This window comes from Halobacteriovorax sp. RT-2-4, from assembly GCF_047085445.1.
In the GTDB taxonomy this organism is placed as follows: domain Bacteria; phylum Bdellovibrionota; class Bacteriovoracia; order Bacteriovoracales; family Bacteriovoracaceae; genus Halobacteriovorax_A.
Map to the genome: position 1 here is coordinate 149,596 of NZ_JBKIXY010000001.1, position 19,385 is coordinate 168,980.

17 protein-coding genes are annotated in these 19,385 nt (G+C 36.1%); 10 read left to right on the plus strand and 7 right to left on the minus strand.

What is annotated here, in order from left to right:
* Positions 1 to 44 precede the first annotated feature (44 nt).
* The gene (locus ACMAYL_RS00745; RefSeq protein ID WP_103217085.1) at positions 45 to 734 is read right to left on the minus strand and encodes a hypothetical protein; all 690 of its coding nucleotides are present in this window, start codon (positions 732 to 734) and stop codon (positions 45 to 47) included.
* 258 nt (positions 735 to 992) lie between these two features.
* Here ACMAYL_RS00745 and fusA point away from each other — a divergent pair, with 258 nt between their 5' ends.
* Positions 993 to 3,158 (plus strand): elongation factor G, encoded by a 2,166-nt coding sequence (fusA, locus tag ACMAYL_RS00750; protein ID WP_103217086.1) that lies wholly within the window; start codon positions 993 to 995, stop codon positions 3,156 to 3,158.
* A 58-nt stretch (positions 3,159 to 3,216) separates the two neighbouring features.
* On the opposite strand, the gene ACMAYL_RS00755 is transcribed toward fusA, so the two are convergent.
* Positions 3,217 to 4,308 (minus strand): hypothetical protein, encoded by a 1,092-nt coding sequence (locus tag ACMAYL_RS00755; protein ID WP_103217087.1) that lies wholly within the window; start codon positions 4,306 to 4,308, stop codon positions 3,217 to 3,219.
* 214 nt (positions 4,309 to 4,522) lie between these two features.
* Between ACMAYL_RS00755 and ACMAYL_RS00760 the strand changes: the two genes are divergently transcribed.
* The 6 genes from ACMAYL_RS00760 to ACMAYL_RS00785 all read left to right on the plus strand — a co-directional run bounded on the left by ACMAYL_RS00760 (position 4,523) and on the right by ACMAYL_RS00785 (position 10,907).
* Positions 4,523 to 5,038 (plus strand): hypothetical protein, encoded by a 516-nt coding sequence (locus ACMAYL_RS00760; protein WP_412470576.1) that lies wholly within the window; start codon positions 4,523 to 4,525, stop codon positions 5,036 to 5,038.
* Positions 5,039 to 5,123: 85 nt separating this feature from the next.
* Positions 5,124 to 6,023 (plus strand): LysR family transcriptional regulator, encoded by a 900-nt coding sequence (locus tag ACMAYL_RS00765; protein WP_103217089.1) that lies wholly within the window; start codon positions 5,124 to 5,126, stop codon positions 6,021 to 6,023.
* 8 nt (positions 6,024 to 6,031) lie between these two features.
* On the plus strand, positions 6,032 to 7,126 hold the full coding sequence (locus ACMAYL_RS00770; RefSeq protein WP_412470577.1) for a hypothetical protein: 1,095 nt from the start codon (positions 6,032 to 6,034) through the stop codon (positions 7,124 to 7,126).
* A gap of 65 nt (positions 7,127 to 7,191) precedes the next feature.
* Entirely contained in the window at positions 7,192 to 7,611 is a 420-nt protein-coding gene (locus ACMAYL_RS00775) for a hypothetical protein (RefSeq protein WP_103217091.1), read from the plus strand.
* A 101-nt stretch (positions 7,612 to 7,712) separates the two neighbouring features.
* Entirely contained in the window at positions 7,713 to 9,575 is a 1,863-nt protein-coding gene (locus ACMAYL_RS00780; protein ID WP_412470578.1) for a hypothetical protein, read from the plus strand.
* Positions 9,576 to 9,686: 111 nt separating this feature from the next.
* Positions 9,687 to 10,907 carry a hypothetical protein gene (locus ACMAYL_RS00785; protein ID WP_412470579.1) on the plus strand — a complete coding sequence of 407 codons (1,221 nt, stop codon included), beginning with the start codon at positions 9,687 to 9,689 and terminating at the stop codon, positions 10,905 to 10,907.
* Between the two features lie 30 nt (positions 10,908 to 10,937).
* Here the strand turns inward: ACMAYL_RS00785 and ACMAYL_RS00790 are convergent, their stop codons facing one another.
* From ACMAYL_RS00790 to ACMAYL_RS00800, 3 genes are all read right to left on the minus strand, one after another.
* Positions 10,938 to 12,449, minus strand: coding sequence for a cytochrome c biogenesis protein (locus tag ACMAYL_RS00790; RefSeq protein WP_103217094.1), 1,512 nt, complete (start codon positions 12,447 to 12,449; stop codon positions 10,938 to 10,940).
* Entirely contained in the window at positions 12,446 to 14,113 is a 1,668-nt protein-coding gene (locus tag ACMAYL_RS00795) for a cytochrome c biogenesis protein ResB (RefSeq protein ID WP_412470580.1), read from the minus strand. The genes ACMAYL_RS00790 and ACMAYL_RS00795 overlap by 4 nt, the downstream gene beginning before the upstream one ends.
* Positions 14,114 to 14,197: 84 nt before the next feature.
* Complete coding sequence (locus tag ACMAYL_RS00800) at positions 14,198 to 14,902, minus strand: heparan-alpha-glucosaminide N-acetyltransferase (protein WP_412470581.1); 705 nt, start codon at positions 14,900 to 14,902, stop codon at positions 14,198 to 14,200.
* An 81-nt stretch (positions 14,903 to 14,983) separates the two neighbouring features.
* Between ACMAYL_RS00800 and ACMAYL_RS00805 the strand changes: the two genes are divergently transcribed.
* The 3 genes from ACMAYL_RS00805 (at position 14,984) to ACMAYL_RS00815 (ending at position 16,494) form a co-directional block, all read left to right on the plus strand.
* Entirely contained in the window at positions 14,984 to 15,598 is a 615-nt protein-coding gene (locus tag ACMAYL_RS00805) for a hypothetical protein (RefSeq protein WP_103217097.1), read from the plus strand.
* Positions 15,599 to 15,674: 76 nt separating this feature from the next.
* On the plus strand, positions 15,675 to 15,977 hold the full coding sequence (locus ACMAYL_RS00810; protein WP_021267353.1) for a c-type cytochrome: 303 nt from the start codon (positions 15,675 to 15,677) through the stop codon (positions 15,975 to 15,977).
* Between the two features lie 49 nt (positions 15,978 to 16,026).
* The gene (locus ACMAYL_RS00815) at positions 16,027 to 16,494 is read left to right on the plus strand and encodes a hypothetical protein (RefSeq protein ID WP_103217098.1); all 468 of its coding nucleotides are present in this window, start codon (positions 16,027 to 16,029) and stop codon (positions 16,492 to 16,494) included.
* On the opposite strand, the gene ACMAYL_RS00820 is transcribed toward ACMAYL_RS00815, so the two are convergent.
* Together ACMAYL_RS00820 and ACMAYL_RS00825 are read right to left on the minus strand one after the other, a co-directional pair.
* A complete protein-coding gene (locus tag ACMAYL_RS00820) occupies positions 16,484 to 16,993 on the minus strand; it encodes a hypothetical protein (RefSeq protein WP_412469479.1) in 510 nt (169 codons plus the stop codon). The genes ACMAYL_RS00815 and ACMAYL_RS00820 overlap by 11 nt on opposite strands.
* 22 nt (positions 16,994 to 17,015) lie before the next feature.
* Positions 17,016 to 19,364 (minus strand): hypothetical protein, encoded by a 2,349-nt coding sequence (locus ACMAYL_RS00825; RefSeq protein WP_412462541.1) that lies wholly within the window; start codon positions 19,362 to 19,364, stop codon positions 17,016 to 17,018.
* Positions 19,365 to 19,385: the final 21 nt, after the last annotated feature.

Here is a 19,385-nt window from a genome sequence, read left to right on the forward strand (position 1 = left end):
ATCGGCGCGTCCAATAGATTGCCTTTGGGCAATCAATGCCGCGCCTATTCATCAATAGCGTCCCAATCAAGGTCTTTCGAGATTGTGACACCAGAGATCGTTTTTTGGATTTCTTTCTTAATAAAAGGGAAGTTGATTGCTTCAAAGTTATACTCATTCAACAGGCCTTCTTCCATGACCTCATCAAATGCAATTAAAATATTCTTTGGTGAAGCATCAACAAGGTGTGTGAAGTAAAAGTCTTCTGGTAGCTCAGGGATATCGACTTTCGCTTCTTCGTGTCCTTCAAGAATGGCCTCATTCATTGCAGCTTCTGCTTGGAGGGCCATGATTTGTTTAGCAGGAGATTCTTCACTAGTATCGCGTACGATTAGAGATCCCTTGATATTGGCCGGGTTTAAATCTCTAGTGATATTCCAACTAGCAATATTAAAGAAGTCTAAGTAGAAAGTTGATTTTCCATACTTGATCTTTCTTGGAATTTGCAATTGCGTAAGGAATTTACGCGTTGATTCATCTTTTGATTTTCGAGCAAGTTTTTGGGCCAGTTTTGCGTCTTGGACACGGATAATATAGGCACCAGCTTCCTTCGTAGACTTAAATAACATATATTGGAACGCCACACTAAATAGCGTATATAATTTATGTTGACCTAAGTGGATTCGTGACGCGTCGCTTTCGACAAGGGTTTTAACAGACTCATATAGGTCTTGTTTGCTAAGTTGTGAAGACATTCAGTTTATTCCTTTTATTTTGTGCGAAAGATTTTTTAAGAATTAGGTCATTTTTTGTCAACACGTTTGTCAAAAATAAATACTTAAATATTCTTTATTTTAAGCTCAAAAAAGCCTTATAACTCGTTGACTTGAATGGGTTTTTTCTCTAATATGCAACACTGATTATTTTATCTTATGAACGTTACTTTATAAATTTGGTCATCCATTTTTATTTGGACTCAATTAAATATTAACAACCTCAAAACGGAGTTAAGAATGATTAACAACAAGCTGATGGCGAAAACGAGAAACATCGGTATTTCGGCGCACATCGACTCTGGTAAGACTACTCTTTCAGAGCGTATCCTTTTTTATTGTGACATGATCCACAAAATCGAAGATGTTCGTGGTGGTGGAGCTGGTGCAACTATGGACCACATGGAACTAGAGAAGGAAAAAGGGATTACAATTACATCTGCTGCTACGACAGCACACTGGAAAGGTATTAGCGGTAAAGGGACAACTTTTGCTGACGGTATTGAAAAAGATACTCGTATCAACCTAATCGATACTCCGGGTCACGTTGATTTCACTGTTGAGGTTGAAAGATCACTACGTGTTCTTGATGGTGCGATTCTAGTTCTTTGTTCTGTTTCAGGTGTTCAGTCTCAGTCAATCACTGTAGATAGACAGATGAAAAGATATAACGTTCCAAGAATGGCCTTCTTAAATAAGATGGACCGTATGGGAGCAAACCCATTTAATGGACGTGACGCTCTTAAGGAAAAACTAAACCATAATGCTGTTCTTATGCAAATCCCTATTGGAGCAGAAGATCAGTTCACAGGTGTTGTTGATCTAATTACTAAACAAGCAATGTACTTTGATGGTGATAACGGTGAAAACGTTAGAATCGAAGAATGTCCAGCTGATCTAGTAGATCAAATGGAAGAGCTAAGAGCTGAGATGATCGACGCTGTAGCTGAGTACGATGATGATGTTATGGAAGCATACCTAGAAGGTAATGAGCCAACAGAAGAACAACTTCACCTATGTATTAAGAAAGGTGTTCAATCACTTCAGTTAACTCCAGTATATATGGGTTCAGCATTCAAGAATAAAGGTGTACAAGCACTTCTAGAAGCTGTTGCAAGATACCTTCCTTCACCACTTACTTGTGCACTTCCAACTGCACAAGATGCTGATACTGATACTAAAGTTGAGATCATCCCTGATCCAGCTGGTGACCTACTTGCTATGGCATTCAAGATCACTGATGAGCAATTCGGTCAGCTGACTTATACAAGAATCTATAGAGGTACACTAAATAAAGGTGATACTGTTTATAATACAAGAACTGGTAAGAAAGTACGTATCGGACGTATGGTTCGTATGAACTCTAACGATAGAGAAAATATCGATACTGCTCACGCAGGTGATATCATCGCTATCGTAGGTATCGACTGTGCATCAGGGGATACATTCGTAGGTAACGACGATAACTTAAACCTTTCTCTTGAAGGTATCCACGTTCCAATCCCAGTTATCGAGCTTTCGATTTCTTGTAAGGATAAGAACGAGCAAGCGAAGATGTCTAAAGGTCTTGCTAAATTCATTAAAGAAGACCCGACATTCCACGTTTACACTGACGAAGAATCAGGTGAGACACGTATCGCTGGTATGGGTGAGCTACACCTTGAAATTTACGTAGAAAGATTAAAGCGTGAATTCGGTGCAGAAGTACAAGTTGGTGCTCCTCAAGTTAACTACCGTGAAACAATTAGAACTGAAGCTACTTTTGATTATACTCACAAGAAGCAAACAGGTGGTTCTGGTCAATTCGGTCAAGTTGTTGGTCTACTTAAGCCACTTGCTGACGAAGACAAGGATAAAGAAGATCAAGTATTTAAATTCAATAACGAAATTAAAGGTGGTTCGATTCCTAACGAATTCATCGGTGCCTGTGAAAAAGGTTTCCAAGACGTTATGGATAAAGGTCCTCTTGCTGCATTCCCAGTTATTAACTGTGAAGTATTCTTAAGAGACGGTAAGTCACACGACGTTGACTCTTCAGATATGGCATTCCGTATTGCTGCAAGACAAGCGATGAGACAAGCTATCAACAAAGCACAACCAGTTCTTATGGAACCAGTTATGAAAGTTGAAGTTACAACTCCAGATGAATTCCAAGGTTCTGTAATTGGTGACCTTTCTTCAAGAAGAGGGATGATCCAAGGTTCAGAAACTGATCCAGGTGGAGAAGTTATCATCAATGCTGAAGTACCACTTTCAGAAATGTTTGGTTACTCAAATGACCTAAGATCTATGTCTCAAGGTAAAGCATCATACACGATGGAATTTGCTCGTTACGTAGACTGTCCTTCAAACATCCAAGAGACAGTTATGAAAGAACGTAAAGAGAAACTTGCGAACGAAGATTAAGCCGATATTTAAAAATATTGATTTATATTCGAAGGGCCGTATTTATACGGCCCTTTTTTTATCTTGCGTGAATTACTTTTAGGATACTACTCGAAAGTGTTTTAGCATCAACCCAGATCTGTCCCTTCTCATCAACTTCCCAGGCCTGATCATATTTACGATAATCACCCCAGCTATTTCTAACAAGGTATTGGCATGAGTTATCTTGGGCCTTACGTTGTCCAATAACAAGGACAGAGTGATTGCTACAACTTCCATTCATAGCAGGAAGAGAGCGTTTAAAACTTTTGTTTTTTTCTGTTAAAACTTCTGCACAGATATCGACGATAACTGGTAAGTTGTTTCCTGATTCAAGACTATCACTTATGTTTTGGATAGCGTTTTGGTTAATTTCATCAACTTGAAATCGCTGTTTGAATTCTTCATCAGTTTCATGAAAACCAATGTCACTTGGAGAGTAGTCATGGTATTCAAGCTCTGGCAGATTTAAGTTTATCTTGTGGCCTTCACATAGTTTTTCAAAAACAAGTTGTTCTCTTAAGTAAAAACCTTTTTTCGAAACGGCCTGGGCCAACGTTTCATCTTCAACAATATTAAAGAATTCATCTGCTACACCACGAAGTTTTAGTTCGTTTTTTAAAGTAGAAACTTTTTCTTCAATTGATTTATTTGCATAGAATTCGTAAACAAACGGCTCCCAAAAAGTATTAGGGTCTTTGATTCCAATTGACGTAAGAAAGTTTTGATCACAGCTATATCCTTGCTTCATCTGTTTAAAGAGAATATTAATTTGTCCGACACCAAGGCCTGAGCGACCGGCCCCTCTTGATATATTCGAAAGGAGATTAACGCTACTACCATTGTCTCTTGTTGGTGATAGCTTTGTTTGTAAAGCTGTCGTGATAGGGGAAGTTATATGCCCTTTTGCTTTCATATCATTTTGAATAACAGCATCAATAAATTGTGAGCCAGCAAATGCATAACACATTTGAGAGTCTGTCTTCTTCCCATACATTTGGTCGTGTATAGGGAGGTCTTTAAAAGGAGCATTCTCTCCTTTATCAAGACGTATCTCTTGGCAATCATTTGCATAAATTGTTGTTGATAGGAGTGTTAGTGATGTGATGAATAGTTTTTTTATTTTTATCATTTGATAAATATACAGTGGAATAGTTTCTATTCTTTGTTTGATGTAGAAATTTCTAGCGTGTTAAGTAATAAGACAGAACTCATTTCAAATTTAATGTCATTTTATAAAAGCGTTTATATTATTGACTCTTTTGCGATAGTGTTCATTTTTTAGACGGCCTAAGTGATTGAATGCCTTATAATAAATTGGCACTAGCATTGCTTTATATATCCATGTGAAGAAACTTATTATCGCTCTATTCTTGGTCGCAACTAATGCATACGCAATGAATCTTACATATATTTATGGAGGCATTACACCGCATATTCAAAAGCCAACAGGGCCTAATGCAAGACCACTATGTAATGAGTTATCAGAAGGTAGTGGAGTAATTTTTAATGAATTGCACTCAGTACGATTCAACTATGCCCATGACTGGTCCACAGGACTACTTGTTGGTGAGAATTCGTACTGTGAGCCAATTTGGGGAGTAACCCAAAGCTATAACTTCTACCGCAATAGATATGTAGAGATCAATGGAACTGTAGGGTTTTATCACTTCGATGAAAATGGTTTCGATTTTAGCGAGGGTGCATACTTTGCTAATGTTGGTGACTTCTACTTTGTTCCAATCGTAGGTGCGGAAGTAAATTTTAGTCTTTACAAAGATAAGGACTTTCAAATATCTTTCATGAACCTGCTTACTCCGGTTATTACAAATCATTCTTTTGGAGTAACGTTTTTCTTCTAATTTACAATTATTTGACAGAGTTCTTATTTACAAATGTTCATTTTTGGTATAAGGTATAACTTATACTTAAGATAAGGTTGAAATTATGTTAGAAACAAGCCAATTACAAACTCTCGTGGCCGTGGCCCGTGCTGAAAGCTTCTCTCGTGCAGCTGAGGATCTCAATGTGACTCAATCTGCTATCTCTCAATCAGTTAAGAATTTAGAGACTAAAATAGGCGTTAAGGCCTTCAAGAGGACTGGTAAGAAAGTTGTTCTAACTCAAGAAGGTGAGAAGCTCTATGAGCTTGCGACTAACTTTTTAAATGATATGGATGAGACTCTTGTCCAGATTAAAGATAATAAAGATGAAATGAAGGGAAAGATTCGTATTGGGACACTTACCGGTGTTGGTAAATCCTGGCTTGCTAACGAGCTTCTAACATTTGCTGAGCAAGAGAAAGACCTTTCAATTCATATTTCTTTAGGTTTCCAAGAAGACCTAATTAAAAGTTTTGAAGAAAATAAAATCGACTTTTTAGTTCTTCCTGAAGGAGCACTACCGAAGGCCGGTGAGAAGCTACTATTAAGTGAAGAGGCCGTTACTCTTGTTTATCCGAAAGGGAATCCTTTTAATATAACTGAGCAAACTTCTCTTGATGAGCTCACTAAGATGCCTACAGTTCTTTTTGAGCAAGGTGATCGTCTTTACTATAACTGGTGTGTTGCAAAGTATGGGAAGAAGCCTAAAAAGGTAAATGTTCGCTACTCAATTAACTCACATGGAAATATGCTACAGGCCGTAAAGAGTGGCCTTGGTATCGCTGTTGTTCCTAATCACGTTTTAAAACGTTGGTACTATAGTGATGAAATCGAAACTTTAGGCAAAGCATTTGAAGTTTCTAATGACCGTTTCTACATTGTCTATCATAAGGAATCGACAGAGCTAGTACGTATTAGAAAGACAATTGAAATGCTTACTAAAGAGGTAAATCCATTTCTTTAGACTCTGCTATGAAGAAATATGACCTCTCTAATATTCCAAACTCGATACAACTTTTCATTAGAAAGAGTTGGGAAAAAGGCTTTAGGCTTTGTCTTGTCGGTGGAAATGTTAGGGACTGGTATCTTGGTAAGAAATCTACAGACTTTGATTTTGAAATCAGACATCTTGATCGCTACGAAGGGGAGAGCTGGATTCAATTTCTAACTGAAAGCTTTCCAGAGGCCAAGTATATTGGAATGGGAGTTTTTCGTATCAATCTCGGTGAGGCCGAAATCGAATTCTCGTCTGCTCGTCTTGAAGTATTTAATGAAGATATAGGTCATAAAAACTTTACTCCATTTTTCTCTAGTAATTTAAGCTATGCTGATTCATTTAAACGAAGAGATCTTAGGCTAAATGCCATTGGTGTTGAGTTTAATATCGTTAATGACGAAATTCAGTTGAACACCATAGATCCATTTGAAGGCATTAAAGATATTGAAAATAAGGTGATCAATTATATTGATTCCGATTTCTTTAATGATCCTGTAAGGCTTCTTAGAACAATTCGCTTTAGTATCAATACAGGATTTGAAATTATTGAAGATGATAACTATCGAAAGTTTGATTTGAGAAAAGTTTCTCTTCATTATCTAAAATATGAATCATCAAAGTGCATTAATTGTCAGCTTTTTGTTGAAACACTAGTGAAATTAATAAAACGTTTTAATATAAAACTACCAATTGCTCTAAAGGATCTTCCTTTGTTAGAGAATCATTATCTTGTAAATGATCTACACTCGATTGAGGAAGTTGTTTTGTATAACTATGCAGGCTTTAGTGAAGAACTTTACTCTTTCTTTGCTATTAAGAAAAACCAATACAAGAAAATTTTAAGCTTTATCACTGCTAAAGAAGAGCTTTCTAAATGTGATAGCATCGAATCTCGAATCGATTTTATCAACTCTATTTGTCGTTTAGATGATGATAGTAGACTAGAAAACTACGACTTGTTTACAAAGATAAGAAGTTATTTAAGTGAACATCGTTCGAAAGATGCTAGAAATAAGGCAATCAGCTCTTTGGCCAAAAGTGAGCTAGGCAAAAACCTCCTAAATAAATAATGCACTAGATTTCTACAGGAATTTCATGTCATAATAAAAGAAGGAAAATCCTTCTTGGGGGAGTTATGGTTGACATACATTCAATAATTGCAACTCATAAAAATAAAGAAGTTGATTCAAGTAAGATCGATACGAACTCTTATCCTATTCCTACGTTTTCTGATATCCCTGAAATATTTTTTGATGAGATTCTTGTTAACTATCGTTTAACAAGAGTTGAAATAGTTGTTTTAATGTATCTCTATCGTCGTGTTTGGGCGAAAACAAATCCATATCGTGAACATGGAATCTCTCAACTAATGTCTTTGTCTGAAATAGTTGAAAGGCTTCAAATATCTTTAGAGGAAATTCATCAATCAATTCTTAAGCTTGAAAACTTTGGATTCATTTCTACTATCAGAGTTGGCCAATATTTTGTCAGAAGATTCTTTACGAAAGAATATGACGAGTATTATGGTCAAAATTATGATGACTTTGAAGTTTAGATTTTGTGTCAAACTTATAATCCCTGTAAAACCAATATGTTGTGTACTCTTTTTTAAAACATGATATCATGTAGATAAGATTAATTTGCTGGAGCTAATTTGTGTCAAAAAAGATTGCTTATCTAGGACAGGATCTTGGTTATTGGGATGACCTAAAGAAAGTTTACGCCAAGACTTATCCTGATGAAGAAAAGAGTTTTCATCATTTTTCTTATAATGAGAAAAATATCAATCTTTGTATTTATGATCTCTTTGAGTTGGCCCCTTCAATTATCTATATCGACATAAAGAAAGAAGAAGTTTTTGGACATAATTTAGGAATGATTCTTAAAAGAATTCATTTTTTTAGATCGATACCTGTCGTTGCAATTGTTAGTAATTTAGATGAAGTTAAAAAATTAATATCAATTCATTTTGACTTCGTATTTGTTAAGGGGATTGAAGTTCACGATGTTGTACACCACCCTTATAAGCTTCGCTATCCTTCAGAAGCTGTTTCTTCAGAGTTTGCTTTAGCTAAATTAACAGCACCTATTAAATTAAAAGAGATTGCTCGTGTTGGTTTTTACGGACTAAGCACAATGCACATTGAAAGTAATAATATCGCACAAGAAGGTAAGCTTGTTGAAGTCGAGCATTCTTTAGAAAAGAATTTAATGGCGACAAATTACTTCATTGCTCGCAAGCACGGGTTTGATAATATCTATTATGGAGCAAATGGCTGGTCAGAGTTAGAGTATTTATTCGTTGATCCTGCAAAGCGTGAAGATGGAAGCTTTAGTTTTAATGTAGAAGATTTATCAGAAGATGAGCTTAATAAAAAACTAAAGATTGGTAAAACGTTTAAGTCTTGGGTTAATGATAACTCTTCATATGGGTCACAAAAGCGTACAAAGCTATTTATGGTCGATCCTCAATTACATTATTTCAAGCAAAGTGAAAAGTTAATCGATACTTATGATTTTGTTTTCCGTATCAATGAAAAATTTGATCAGGACTATACTTATGTGGGCCGTTTAAATCCAGATATAATTGTCTATTGTTATCCTGATTTTATTTCAGATGTTGAGATGGAGGATGCTAAGGATAATCAAGATGTAGAGCAGATGGCCAATGTTGCTCAAAATCTTGAAGAGTTCCACAAGAGGCAAGACGAGATTCTTAAAGATGCGATTAGCAATATTAAAAAAATAAGTGATAACAATCCTTATTTTATCGTCATAAATTGTGATCGATATGATTCAAAGGCCTTTCAAGAAAGATTTAATTATCAATTTGCTCTCGTAAATCCAACAATGATTGGTATGAATGTTCTATCTCAAATGGTACATCAGTTAGAAGAAAGACGCCTTGTTAAAGAAGAACAAGAGCTTAATACTAAAATTGCAGCATTAAGAAAGAAAGATCCAATTAAGTATGCTAAATTGAATAAGTCATACTTTGATCCACCTAAATACTTCATTAGTAAAAAGTCACCTTTAAGTCATGCTCTAATTATAAGAGACGCTAAGTTAATTGAAATTTCTGAATCAATATGTTTCTTTTCTTTAGATCAAGAACTTGTTCTAGGGAATTACTATCTAACTCATCCTTTTAATTTTGCAGTAAAAATCATTCCTCAAGATGGTAATGTTTTTATCAAGGACGGCAATACTTACAAATATAAGGGGCTGATACACGCCATTGGCGAAAAAGAAAAGATGCGTCTTCGACAATTTGTAAATGATATCTACACTCAACATAAGAAAGAGATCCGAGAAAAAGAAGCACTTGAAATGCAAGAGGCCAATGCTCGATTCTTAGAAGAACAAAGAAAGGCCGGTCTAACTGAAGAAGAGGCCGCGGCCGAGGCTGAAGCGCAGGAGCAAGCTCTTAAGGAAGAAAAGCTTAAGAATACGGCCCCTGAGAATATGGATCTTTTAAATGATCTTGATGCTGCTATCACTAAAAAATCAGGACAGTAGTCTGAGTAGTTTGTTCAACTAAGTTGCTAAACATTCTCTTCTTTTCTTACATCTTGTGATTTATTTTCCAACTGCCATTAAAATGAAAGGATATTTTCATGGAGGAAGATAATGAGAAATCTAATGCTAGCATTGATGCTATTAGTATCGTGCAATGTTCTTGCGCTAAATTCAGATACAGTAAATGAGAAATTCAATAATAGATTCTCTTTTGAAAGAGATGACTCTGGAAAGCTTATTGCTGTAAGAGACCGTACTATTCGTACACAATTCAAATTCAAGGATTACGTTGAGTATATTAAAAACTCAATCCTAAATGAACAGGCCCTGATGTCGCAAAGTGGTTTAACTGGAAATTATGAAGCAGAAGTTGAAGGTCTATTTGAAACTGGTCACAGCTTTTTAGGAAATGATTTTCAAACTCAAAAAAATGTAAAAAGAGTTGTTACATCTATGCGTGCATTTGAAGGTGTTGACTTCAATGCAATTTTTGCTGATGAAAACTTTAATAACTTAATTGAAGAGTTTGGTTCAAAGATTAAAGATGCTTTCTATTATATTGATCCAACAATAATTGCTAAGCCTGATAATGCAACTTTCTTTTATCGTAAAAATGTAACTTATAAGATTGTAAATTGGGCGCTAAATCAAGCGCGTAAGCGTTTATCAACTGTTCCAGCTCTAAATACAGCTTTTTATGTAATTACAGAGACGGAAAAGCTTTTTAGAACAAGACGCTTTTATCACCAAAACCTTCTATTACATTATCTTGAATTTGCAACTCCTGTGGAGCTTGGTCTATCTAAGGAAGAAGCTGATCTTATTTATTCTTCTATCTATGAATCAAGAATTGATTGGATTGCATTTTGGGAGTCAAATAGTGCTAAGTTAAACTGGTCAAGATATGGAACAGCAAGCTTTTATTCTCAATTTAGAACAGCTACAAATCGATTTAGATCTTATAAGTCAAAGTATTCAGAGGTTGGCGAAAGAATTAACTATGGTTTCCAAGAGGTAACACTAGATGGCGAAAGAGTTATCGTTAACTTATTCGACGGTAATCATACATTTGATAAGTCTCCAGCGATTGCTTACTCGTTTGATCGTCCTAATCGTGTAAAGAGACTTAGAAGCGTACTTACTCTTGCTAGCCTTGGCCTAAGTTTTGTACCACTTCCTGCAATTATTAAGGATAATGTTGATGGTTTTATTAAGTCATACTATAAGCAGCAACAAATCACTGAAGGAGCGCTGATTGGATACTTCGAAATGAATGATGACCAATTTATGCTTCAAGAAATTAGATCTCAATATATCAATCCATTTATGTAATAAAAAAGGGCCTCTTAGAAGGCCCTTTTTTTATGCTGCTTTATGATTTGATTTTATGACTGTTAGAATTAAAAAGATCGTTTGCACTGCAAAGAATGTTCCTAAGAAGTAGGCACCACCTTGAGAGAATCCATAAGAGTGAAGTCCTGTTGCTAGGATGTAGTTAACTCCAAACCATGCCATCATTACACTCATGAAAGCTGCTGCAACTAGTACTGAAAAGCTCTTATTTGTGATCCAATTTGTGTACTTTCCGTGAAGGATTGCCATGTAGATACAAAGTACAATTAATGACCATGTCTCTTTTGGATCCCATCCCCAGAAACGTCCCCAAGAGTAATCGGCCCATACACCACCAAGGATAATTCCTGCTGCAAGCATGATGATACCGTATTTAAGAGTCGTATAGATTAGATCGTTATAATATGTCTCATCTTCAACTTTAAAGTCTGTGAAAGCTCTTTTGAAAAGAATTGTATTTGCTAGAATCCAACTAAGAGCAAGGGCACCATAAGACATGATAATTGTCGTAACGTGTGTGCTTAGCCAGAAGTTATCTCTTAGAACGGGAACAAGTGGACTAATCGATGGTGAAACCATATTTGTCGCAAATGTAATCATCATAAGTGTACATAGGTTGTATGCAAGTCCCATGTATAGGTAAGTCTTTTCATTTTTCAGGTGACCAATGATCATCGATAGAAGTAGAGCACCATAGCCTGAAAAGATCACTGTTTCATACATATTTGTAATTGGCGCACGTCCTGAAATATAAACTCTTAATGCGATATAAACAGTTTGAACAATGATTGTAAGTGTTGATAGAGCAAGAGCTACACCAAATTTCTTGAAAAGAACTAATGCTGCCAAGCCAATTAAAGTAAGAGCGAAAGCGATTTTAGTTAGTTGTAGCTTATCGAATAAGAATTCTGTTAAATACTTCTCTCCTTTAACTTCGATATAGTCTTTCTTTGCTTTAGCAAATACATCTTTAAATGGAGTTGAAGATACTTGCGCTAGAGCGTCTACTTTTTCTTTTGTTAGAAAGTTTGTTACAGGCTCCCAGCTTATCTCATTACCCATTTTTACAGGTAACTGCCAGTTGTTCCCACTTGTTATATCTTGATAAAGAGCGATCTTGTTAAGGAGTCTATTAAGCTCCTTCTTGTAACCCGACTCAACCTTTTCTTTCTGGTAGGCCATTCTAATCGTTACATTTTCATCGATTAAGTCATCAAGTGCCATTGAACTCTTGCCGCCAAGAAGTTCCTTTGCGTTCTTGTGTTCAATCTTTGTCTCAAGCTTAAATGGAGCCTCTAGGCCAAATGCCTTAGAGCTAAGAAGACAAAATGTATCTACTGATGAGTATCCTTTTGCCTTGTACTTTCCTGTTAGGTGATGAATTACTTCCTTTGCATGTACAGTAAGCGGCTTAATTCTTCCATCTTGAAGAATTGGAAGCTTACCTAATTCATCATTACAAAAATTAACGTTTGCAAGTGTACTTGTTGCAATAAGTAAACTTAGTAGTATCTTAATCATTTCTTATCTCCTAGTTGGCCATTATCTGCTACTTCAAGACCTAATAGGTCCTTAGTTTTTCTCTTTGGGCGATAATTTAAGTAGTAATGCCATAGAGAGCCTAATACGAGTAGGATTGAGCCTAGGTATTTAATCCAGCGTCCTTGATCAAGGTTAACTGATAGGGTTGAACTATATTGTCCAGTTTCTGGGTCCTGTGAGTAAGAGGCCTGGTAAAATGTGAAGCCATCATACTTAAGGGGGTTATTCATATAGATATGATATGGAGATGTCTCTCCGTCTGTGAATAAGTTAACAAAACTCTCATAACTCGCTGGACGGTTAGTACCAGGGTCTTTATCCATCTTAAATCGAGTTAACGTAAACTCGAATGGTAGAAGAAACGATCTCTTTGTTAAGTAAACATTAGTCTTTACACCATCGATTAGAACAGAAACAGGCTTGTCATCTGTTAGCCAATATTCCTTGTCTCTAACTTGGATTTTTGCAGCTCTCGTAATACCTTTTACAAGGCCTCCGTTTTGCTGAATAGGAAGAGTTGATTGTGGAACCATTGTTGGAACAAGATTTTGTTCATTACGTACAAGTTTTAAAGTAAAGCCCATCCAAGGAAGTGACATTAGGCCTTGGCCATCAAAACTTTGGCTTACCCATTTATCTGCATCCTTATCAAAGAAAGATGCTGAATCCCCAAAAAGGAATAGGTTCGGTTTTTCTTTAAAAAGATTTTTTGAAAATACTCTAATTGGAGCATTCATTGCTGGCTTTAATTCTTGATCAAGTGCCCATGGGCTTAAGTCTGGAAGAAACGAGTAAACATTTTCTCCATCTTTAATGACAAAGAATCGTTTATTTGTTGCTGTCTCTTCTACCTTAATATTTTTCTCTTCAGCTGTGTAGCATTGAGATGTTCTTGAGTCCCATAGAATTAATCCACTATCACTTGGTGTAGAAAAGCATGGAGCAAGTGTCTTTGGTAAGTAAGTGATGCTTAGAAGTCCCATGCTTAGAGAGGCTTGAAAATCAAATGCTTCAGGGTGAAGACTTAGAGTGAAGTCTTGGGCCACGTTATCATTAGAGATGATATAGCTTGATGAATGCATATTCTCAGAGTCATTTACGCTATCTTTGGCCGGCTGCCAACGCATAACTTTATCAGCAAATGGAATGTACTCTTTAATTTCAATTTCTTTATATGTAACATCAATACTACTATCAAATGCACTATAAGGTAGGGGAAGAACAGCTCTTGTATTCTCATCTGGACGAGTGATCTCAATTACATCTTCATTTAAAACAACTTGCCTCGATGGGCTCATTGGTTGTAAGTGAATTGTCCCGTCGATACCTGCGATATATGTGACAAAAGAACCAATACCAATAATGATAAGGCCGGCGTGAATTGTATAGAATCCGTAAAGTCTCTTTTTAACTGGAAGTCTGATTAATGCCGCAAATAGAATACTTAGGCCCATGAAGAATTGGATGGCCATAAACCACCATGTCTTATAGATAAGTCTTCCTACAAAATCTGTTCCGTAATAACTTTCAACGAATGTTCCTACAATCATTGCAAGTGAAAATAGTGAGATAATAAAAACTGCGAATTTCATTGAGCCAATCGAACGCTCAAAGTACTTGTAATTGAACTTGTTACTTACCATTGCTTTTTAGCCTTTTTCCTTTGCTAAATTAAATAGCATAGTTGGTAAAGAGAGGCTATGGATTTCAAAAAGTTTTCAAAAACCTTACAAAAGTGGCGTGCTTTTTATGATCATGTACGCAATATAAACAATTGAGTAGAGAAAGAGTTGATGAGTAACATAAATGATGAATGAGTGCTTACCTAAGAACTGAATAAAGCGCATAATTTTCCATTGAGGATAGTCGATTTGATGCCATTTTAGATGAAAAAAGGTGATACCAAGCATCGAGACTGCGGCCCATGGAAAGACTGCTATATAATCTAGTGAAGCGTGACTCATTTCTGGAAATGGAATGGCATATGGAGTCATTTGAAGCACGAGAATTACCAATGCAAGTAATGCGCTAAGCCAAGGCTTTTTTCTTATAGGAGTCACTAGGATTGTTGTGAAGAAGATACAGTGTAATGTTCCAAAATAGATCCAATTTTTTGGAAACATAAAATATGTTGAGACACTGATAATTAGTGCCGCTATTCCGATCTTTGCGAGGCGAATTAGGTAGGGACGTGGGTGAATCTTTCCTGGGTGTGCCATGCACATTGAGACACCTACTGAAAACATAAAGAGAGTCACAATAAGGCGTGGAAGATAGTACCAAAACCCTGGTCTAAAAAATTCAACATCCACAAAACCAAAGACATCAAGATCATAAGTAAAGTGGAAGATAATCATTAAAATGACGGCAACACCTCTGGTCAGGTCAATTAGGTGGTATCTCTTTTTTACTGTTTGTGAATCTTGTGTCATTTCTAAATGATAGCATAATCTCTTAATTTATGGTCAAAAGTATTCAAAGCTGATAATTTGATCCATACAAAAAGGTGGATAATGACAATTTCAAATAAAGCACATGAGCTTCTTAGGGAGCTCGATCCTGCACAATTTAATCAATATATTTCTGCAAACTTCTTTGATGATAGCTTTATGGCAAATGAAGAGGATGCATTGAAGAAAAAGGCCCTACTTTATAGTGCTCTTACTATTATAAAAAAAGTTGGCCCGGCATCACTATTTGTTATGACTTTTAGAGAAGCCGAAAGTTTTCTAAGAGATAATGCTAGTGAGCATAGCTGGCCTAATGTTTTGGATTTAAAAAAGTGGTTTGAAACAATCTTGCAAGAGATTCAAAAAGAATTTTTTGAAAATGCACTTATGAATAATAAGATTGAGATTCTTAATTGGGAGAAATTGTCTTTGCAAGAGCGAATTCAGAAAATGGCCCTACTTATAGATAATGTGAATACTACATTGGAGAGTTATAATTTAGGTCAAATTGAATTATTTAGCATTGAAGAAAATGAGGTCTGTGTAGATGATGGGATAGCTTTTGGTGGCTTGCGTCAGTTACAGGCCGATAGTTTAAAAGAAATTATTTACGATGGAATCGCTAAGTATTTGAACTTTAGCTTTCAATCTCAGCGTATAAAATTAGTTGCGCAGTGATGTATAAGCAGTTAATATTAGATAGCTATACGGTAAAGAAAATTAACAAATTAGATATTATAAAAGAGGAAGTAGAATGAAGTTAACGGCCCTTGCACTTATCACACTAGGTATTTTTTCAATGAATACTGCTCACGCTCAAAGCGCGGCCAAAGGTAAGACTCTATATTCACGTTGTATTTCATGCCACGGGGATAATGGGGAAGGAAAGAAGTCGATGAACGCTCCTCGTATTGCTGGACAATACGACTGGTATATCTATTCATCACTTGTTCAGTTTAAAACTGGTGAAAGAAAGAACCCAGATATGTTACCATTTATTAAAGGTCTGAACGACTCAGACTTTAAAGATCTTGCTGCTTATATCTCTACGCTATAATTGTAGAAAGATCTCAGTTTTTTACAATATTATTTACTAGGAAGGAATCATGGTAAAGGCCATTCAATTAGGTGAACTAAGTTTTGAGTCAGTTACATCTCAAAAGAAAGTAAAAGACGTTTACGACTATAACGTTGAGGCATTTTCTGATAGTCCAGATTTCAAGTGGACATTAGATGATATTAAGAAAGAGTTGTCTGATGGTTGGCAGCTTTATTCAGTAAAGTTATCTGAGGAGATTATTGCAGCTGCTTTCGTTAAGAAAGAGGGTGACAAACTTCTTTGTAAGAATACATCGATTAAGATGCAACATAGTGGAAGTGGTTTTTCTCACAGAATCATGGACTTTTTTGAGCAAGCAGCGAGAGAGTTTGATGTGAAGGAAATTGTTCACTTCTGTTCAATTGATAATTTCAGACAGTATTCACTAAATGAAAGTCACGGTTATGAGAAGACGGCCCGTCGTCTTGGAAATAACGGACACACTACTGAGTGGATTAAGCAAATTAGTAAGTAGTAGCAGGATAATGTCTTGTGCTTAGGGGAGACTCGTAGCGAGTCTTCCCCCAACTCTTTTCGATTCTTCCCGTCTTATTATCGATAATTGCTGTAAATGATTGCGGCATCCCATTTACATCACGATTTACAATATAAATACTCTTATCTGTTATTTTTAACCTCTTTACGATTTCGAATTCACTATCTGCAAGGATAGGCAGGTTCTTTTTAACTTTCTTAATTACAGCGATGTCTTCTTTTGTGAGCTCTTTAGCAACTTCTACGAGTGAGTCTGATTCGCTCACTTCTGTATTTGGCGTTGCTGTAGAAGGGATTGATGCAATTTTTCGTGAGTGATCGCTATGGCCGTGGTGATGCTTGCGCGCTTTAAAGCGTGTCTTCTTCATACTGTCTGTAGGTGAGTATTCTTTAGAGATCGTTTTTGCATCATTTTGATATGAAGAAATAATAAATAATGCTGCTAACGAAATACTGCAAAATATTAAGAACTTTCTCATCGAGGCCTTCTTTTGATTGCGTCTATTGCTCAATCGTAAAGTTAATATTTAAAATACTAAAAGGTTCTTCACCCGCAAATTCATAGTCTTTAAAATCGTCATAGTTCGAACTACTAAGATCATGGTAACAGTCTTCACAATTTGCAAATGTCATACGTAGACGACAAGATACTTCTGTTCCTAGTGGTATATTTTTATTGATTTCAAAGAACATAATATTTGAGTCAGTAAATAGTGGCGCTCCTTGCTCGGCCTGCATTGTTTCTTGCCAGTTTGACTTTGGTGCCATGAATGGAATGTTTTGAACATTTGTGCTTGGAATTGCTTTTACGAAACAATTATTTAAGTCATTCTGAGTGCGGTCTTCACCTTGACCTAAACAGTCTTTTTCAAGAAGTCCAATATCTGACTTCATTTTCTTTAAGAATTCATGTTGGTTTAAAAGTTTTGTACTTGTTCCATCATTATAAGTAAGCATACAAACAGGCATGATTCTTCCTGTATCGTTGTAATTAGTTTCATTTATAGGGTCACAAGCTTTTCCACCTTGTGAAACAGAAGGGTAGCCATCACTTAGATTTGAGCATGGAACTCCATCTTGCATATGGGCCCAATCTGAAGCAAGGATTCGTGTTCCTGCCATGATTGAACTAGAATTGTTATAGACGCTAACAAATAGACCTACGATCTCTCCAGGTGAAACTTTACCGTTTCCATTATTATATCGTGCATCTACTGTTGTAACTTCTCCAACATCCATTTGATTTTGAATTGTTTGATACACTGAAGAGCGAATATCAAATACACTTAATGATGAGTAAGAAGAGCGTGTGTCTTTAATAAGTAGATTCTTGTTAATAAGCTCTGACTTTTTACGATTAAGAGGATTAACAGTAATATTTGTCGTTGAAACTGAGTTTAAGTTATTATTGTAAGTTCTAAAAAGTAGCAGCCCGTATGAATCAAATAGTTGTTCTAAATTGTCTTTAGAAAAATTTTGGTATGTGCATAGGTTGTATTGGCTATTTGTAATATTATAAACATTTCTAGCAAGTGATTGCGAAAAACGTCTGAAGTTAATTGGATTCACTGATTTAAGCCATTCTTTTGCATATTGTTGATCAAGGTTGATTTGGCCACTAAGACCATCTTTTGCCTGTGCTGATAGATCTCCTAATTCTCCTAATGATTCAACAAGTGCGTAGAAAACAAGTTTCTTTGCACCGTCAATATTACCTGTACAACGTGTACTAAGTTCCTTTGTTAAAGCAACAAGAAGGTGACTGATGATTTGGCCATCGACGTGAATATCGTCAACACGGCTTTCTGTGTTGTAAACGTCGTAACCTAAGTATTCAGGATAGCTTAGTCTTGAGTCTTCATCTGTTGAAATACCTGCAATGTGCATTGAATCGTCTTCTGAGATCGGGCGTGAAGCATTTGCAAATTTACCTAGTCCCCATTCACCCATGTGTTCTCTATTATTTGTGAAGTATGAGAAGTAATCTGCAATACCTTCATTTATCGAGTAGGCTTCATCGTGACCAAAGTAGCCTAATGCAGATTCTTCAAGACAAATTGGATTTGATGTATTTAAACAAAAGGCAGCGTTAAATGCTCTGTTTCTGTGGTTCATTAAACGATCAACAATAGCATGTCCAAATTCGTGATAAATGACAGAAGGGTCTTGGGCCATCTTAATATTTTGATAACCAGGAATATAACCTAATTTGATTAGGAAGTTACTAGGATCAAAACTCGCATTTTTTCTAAGGCTAGCATCTGCGTGGACAACCAGTTTTGCCTTATTAGAAGCATTCCAGTAGGCCTTGTGTAGGTCTGTGTTTGTCGGTACTGAAGTATCATATGAAACTTCATTTAAGCGGTCGTAGACATAAGTTGTCACATCACCTAGATAAGTATCGATTACTTTTGCTGTATGATAGAAAGCATTGATTTGTAAGAACTCTGTAGTCGTAACAGGAAATGCCCATTTTCTCGATTCATTTTGAAAAGCTGATACACCAGCATCTTCAGTTACTTCGAGGCAATCTCCAATAAGTGAGCACGACTTTGTTAAGTATTCATTGCTTGTAATGTAAACAGGTGAGCGAGTTATTAGCGTTGATAAATCAGTATTCTCATCAGCAGCATAATCGCTTAGAACTAGTGGGTTGGCCGTTAAGATACGGCCATAATTTGCTGATACAGTGTCTTGTGTATTATTTAATGCTGATCCACCAGATCCTTCTCTTGATGAAGATGCTTGATCGACTACACATGAAGTTGCAAGGATACTGATACACCCTAAAGTCCCTAGTGTATGAAGTATTTCTTTTCTTTTTTTAACTATACGTACCGCAAATTTCAATTAGGCCTCCCATGCCCTTGA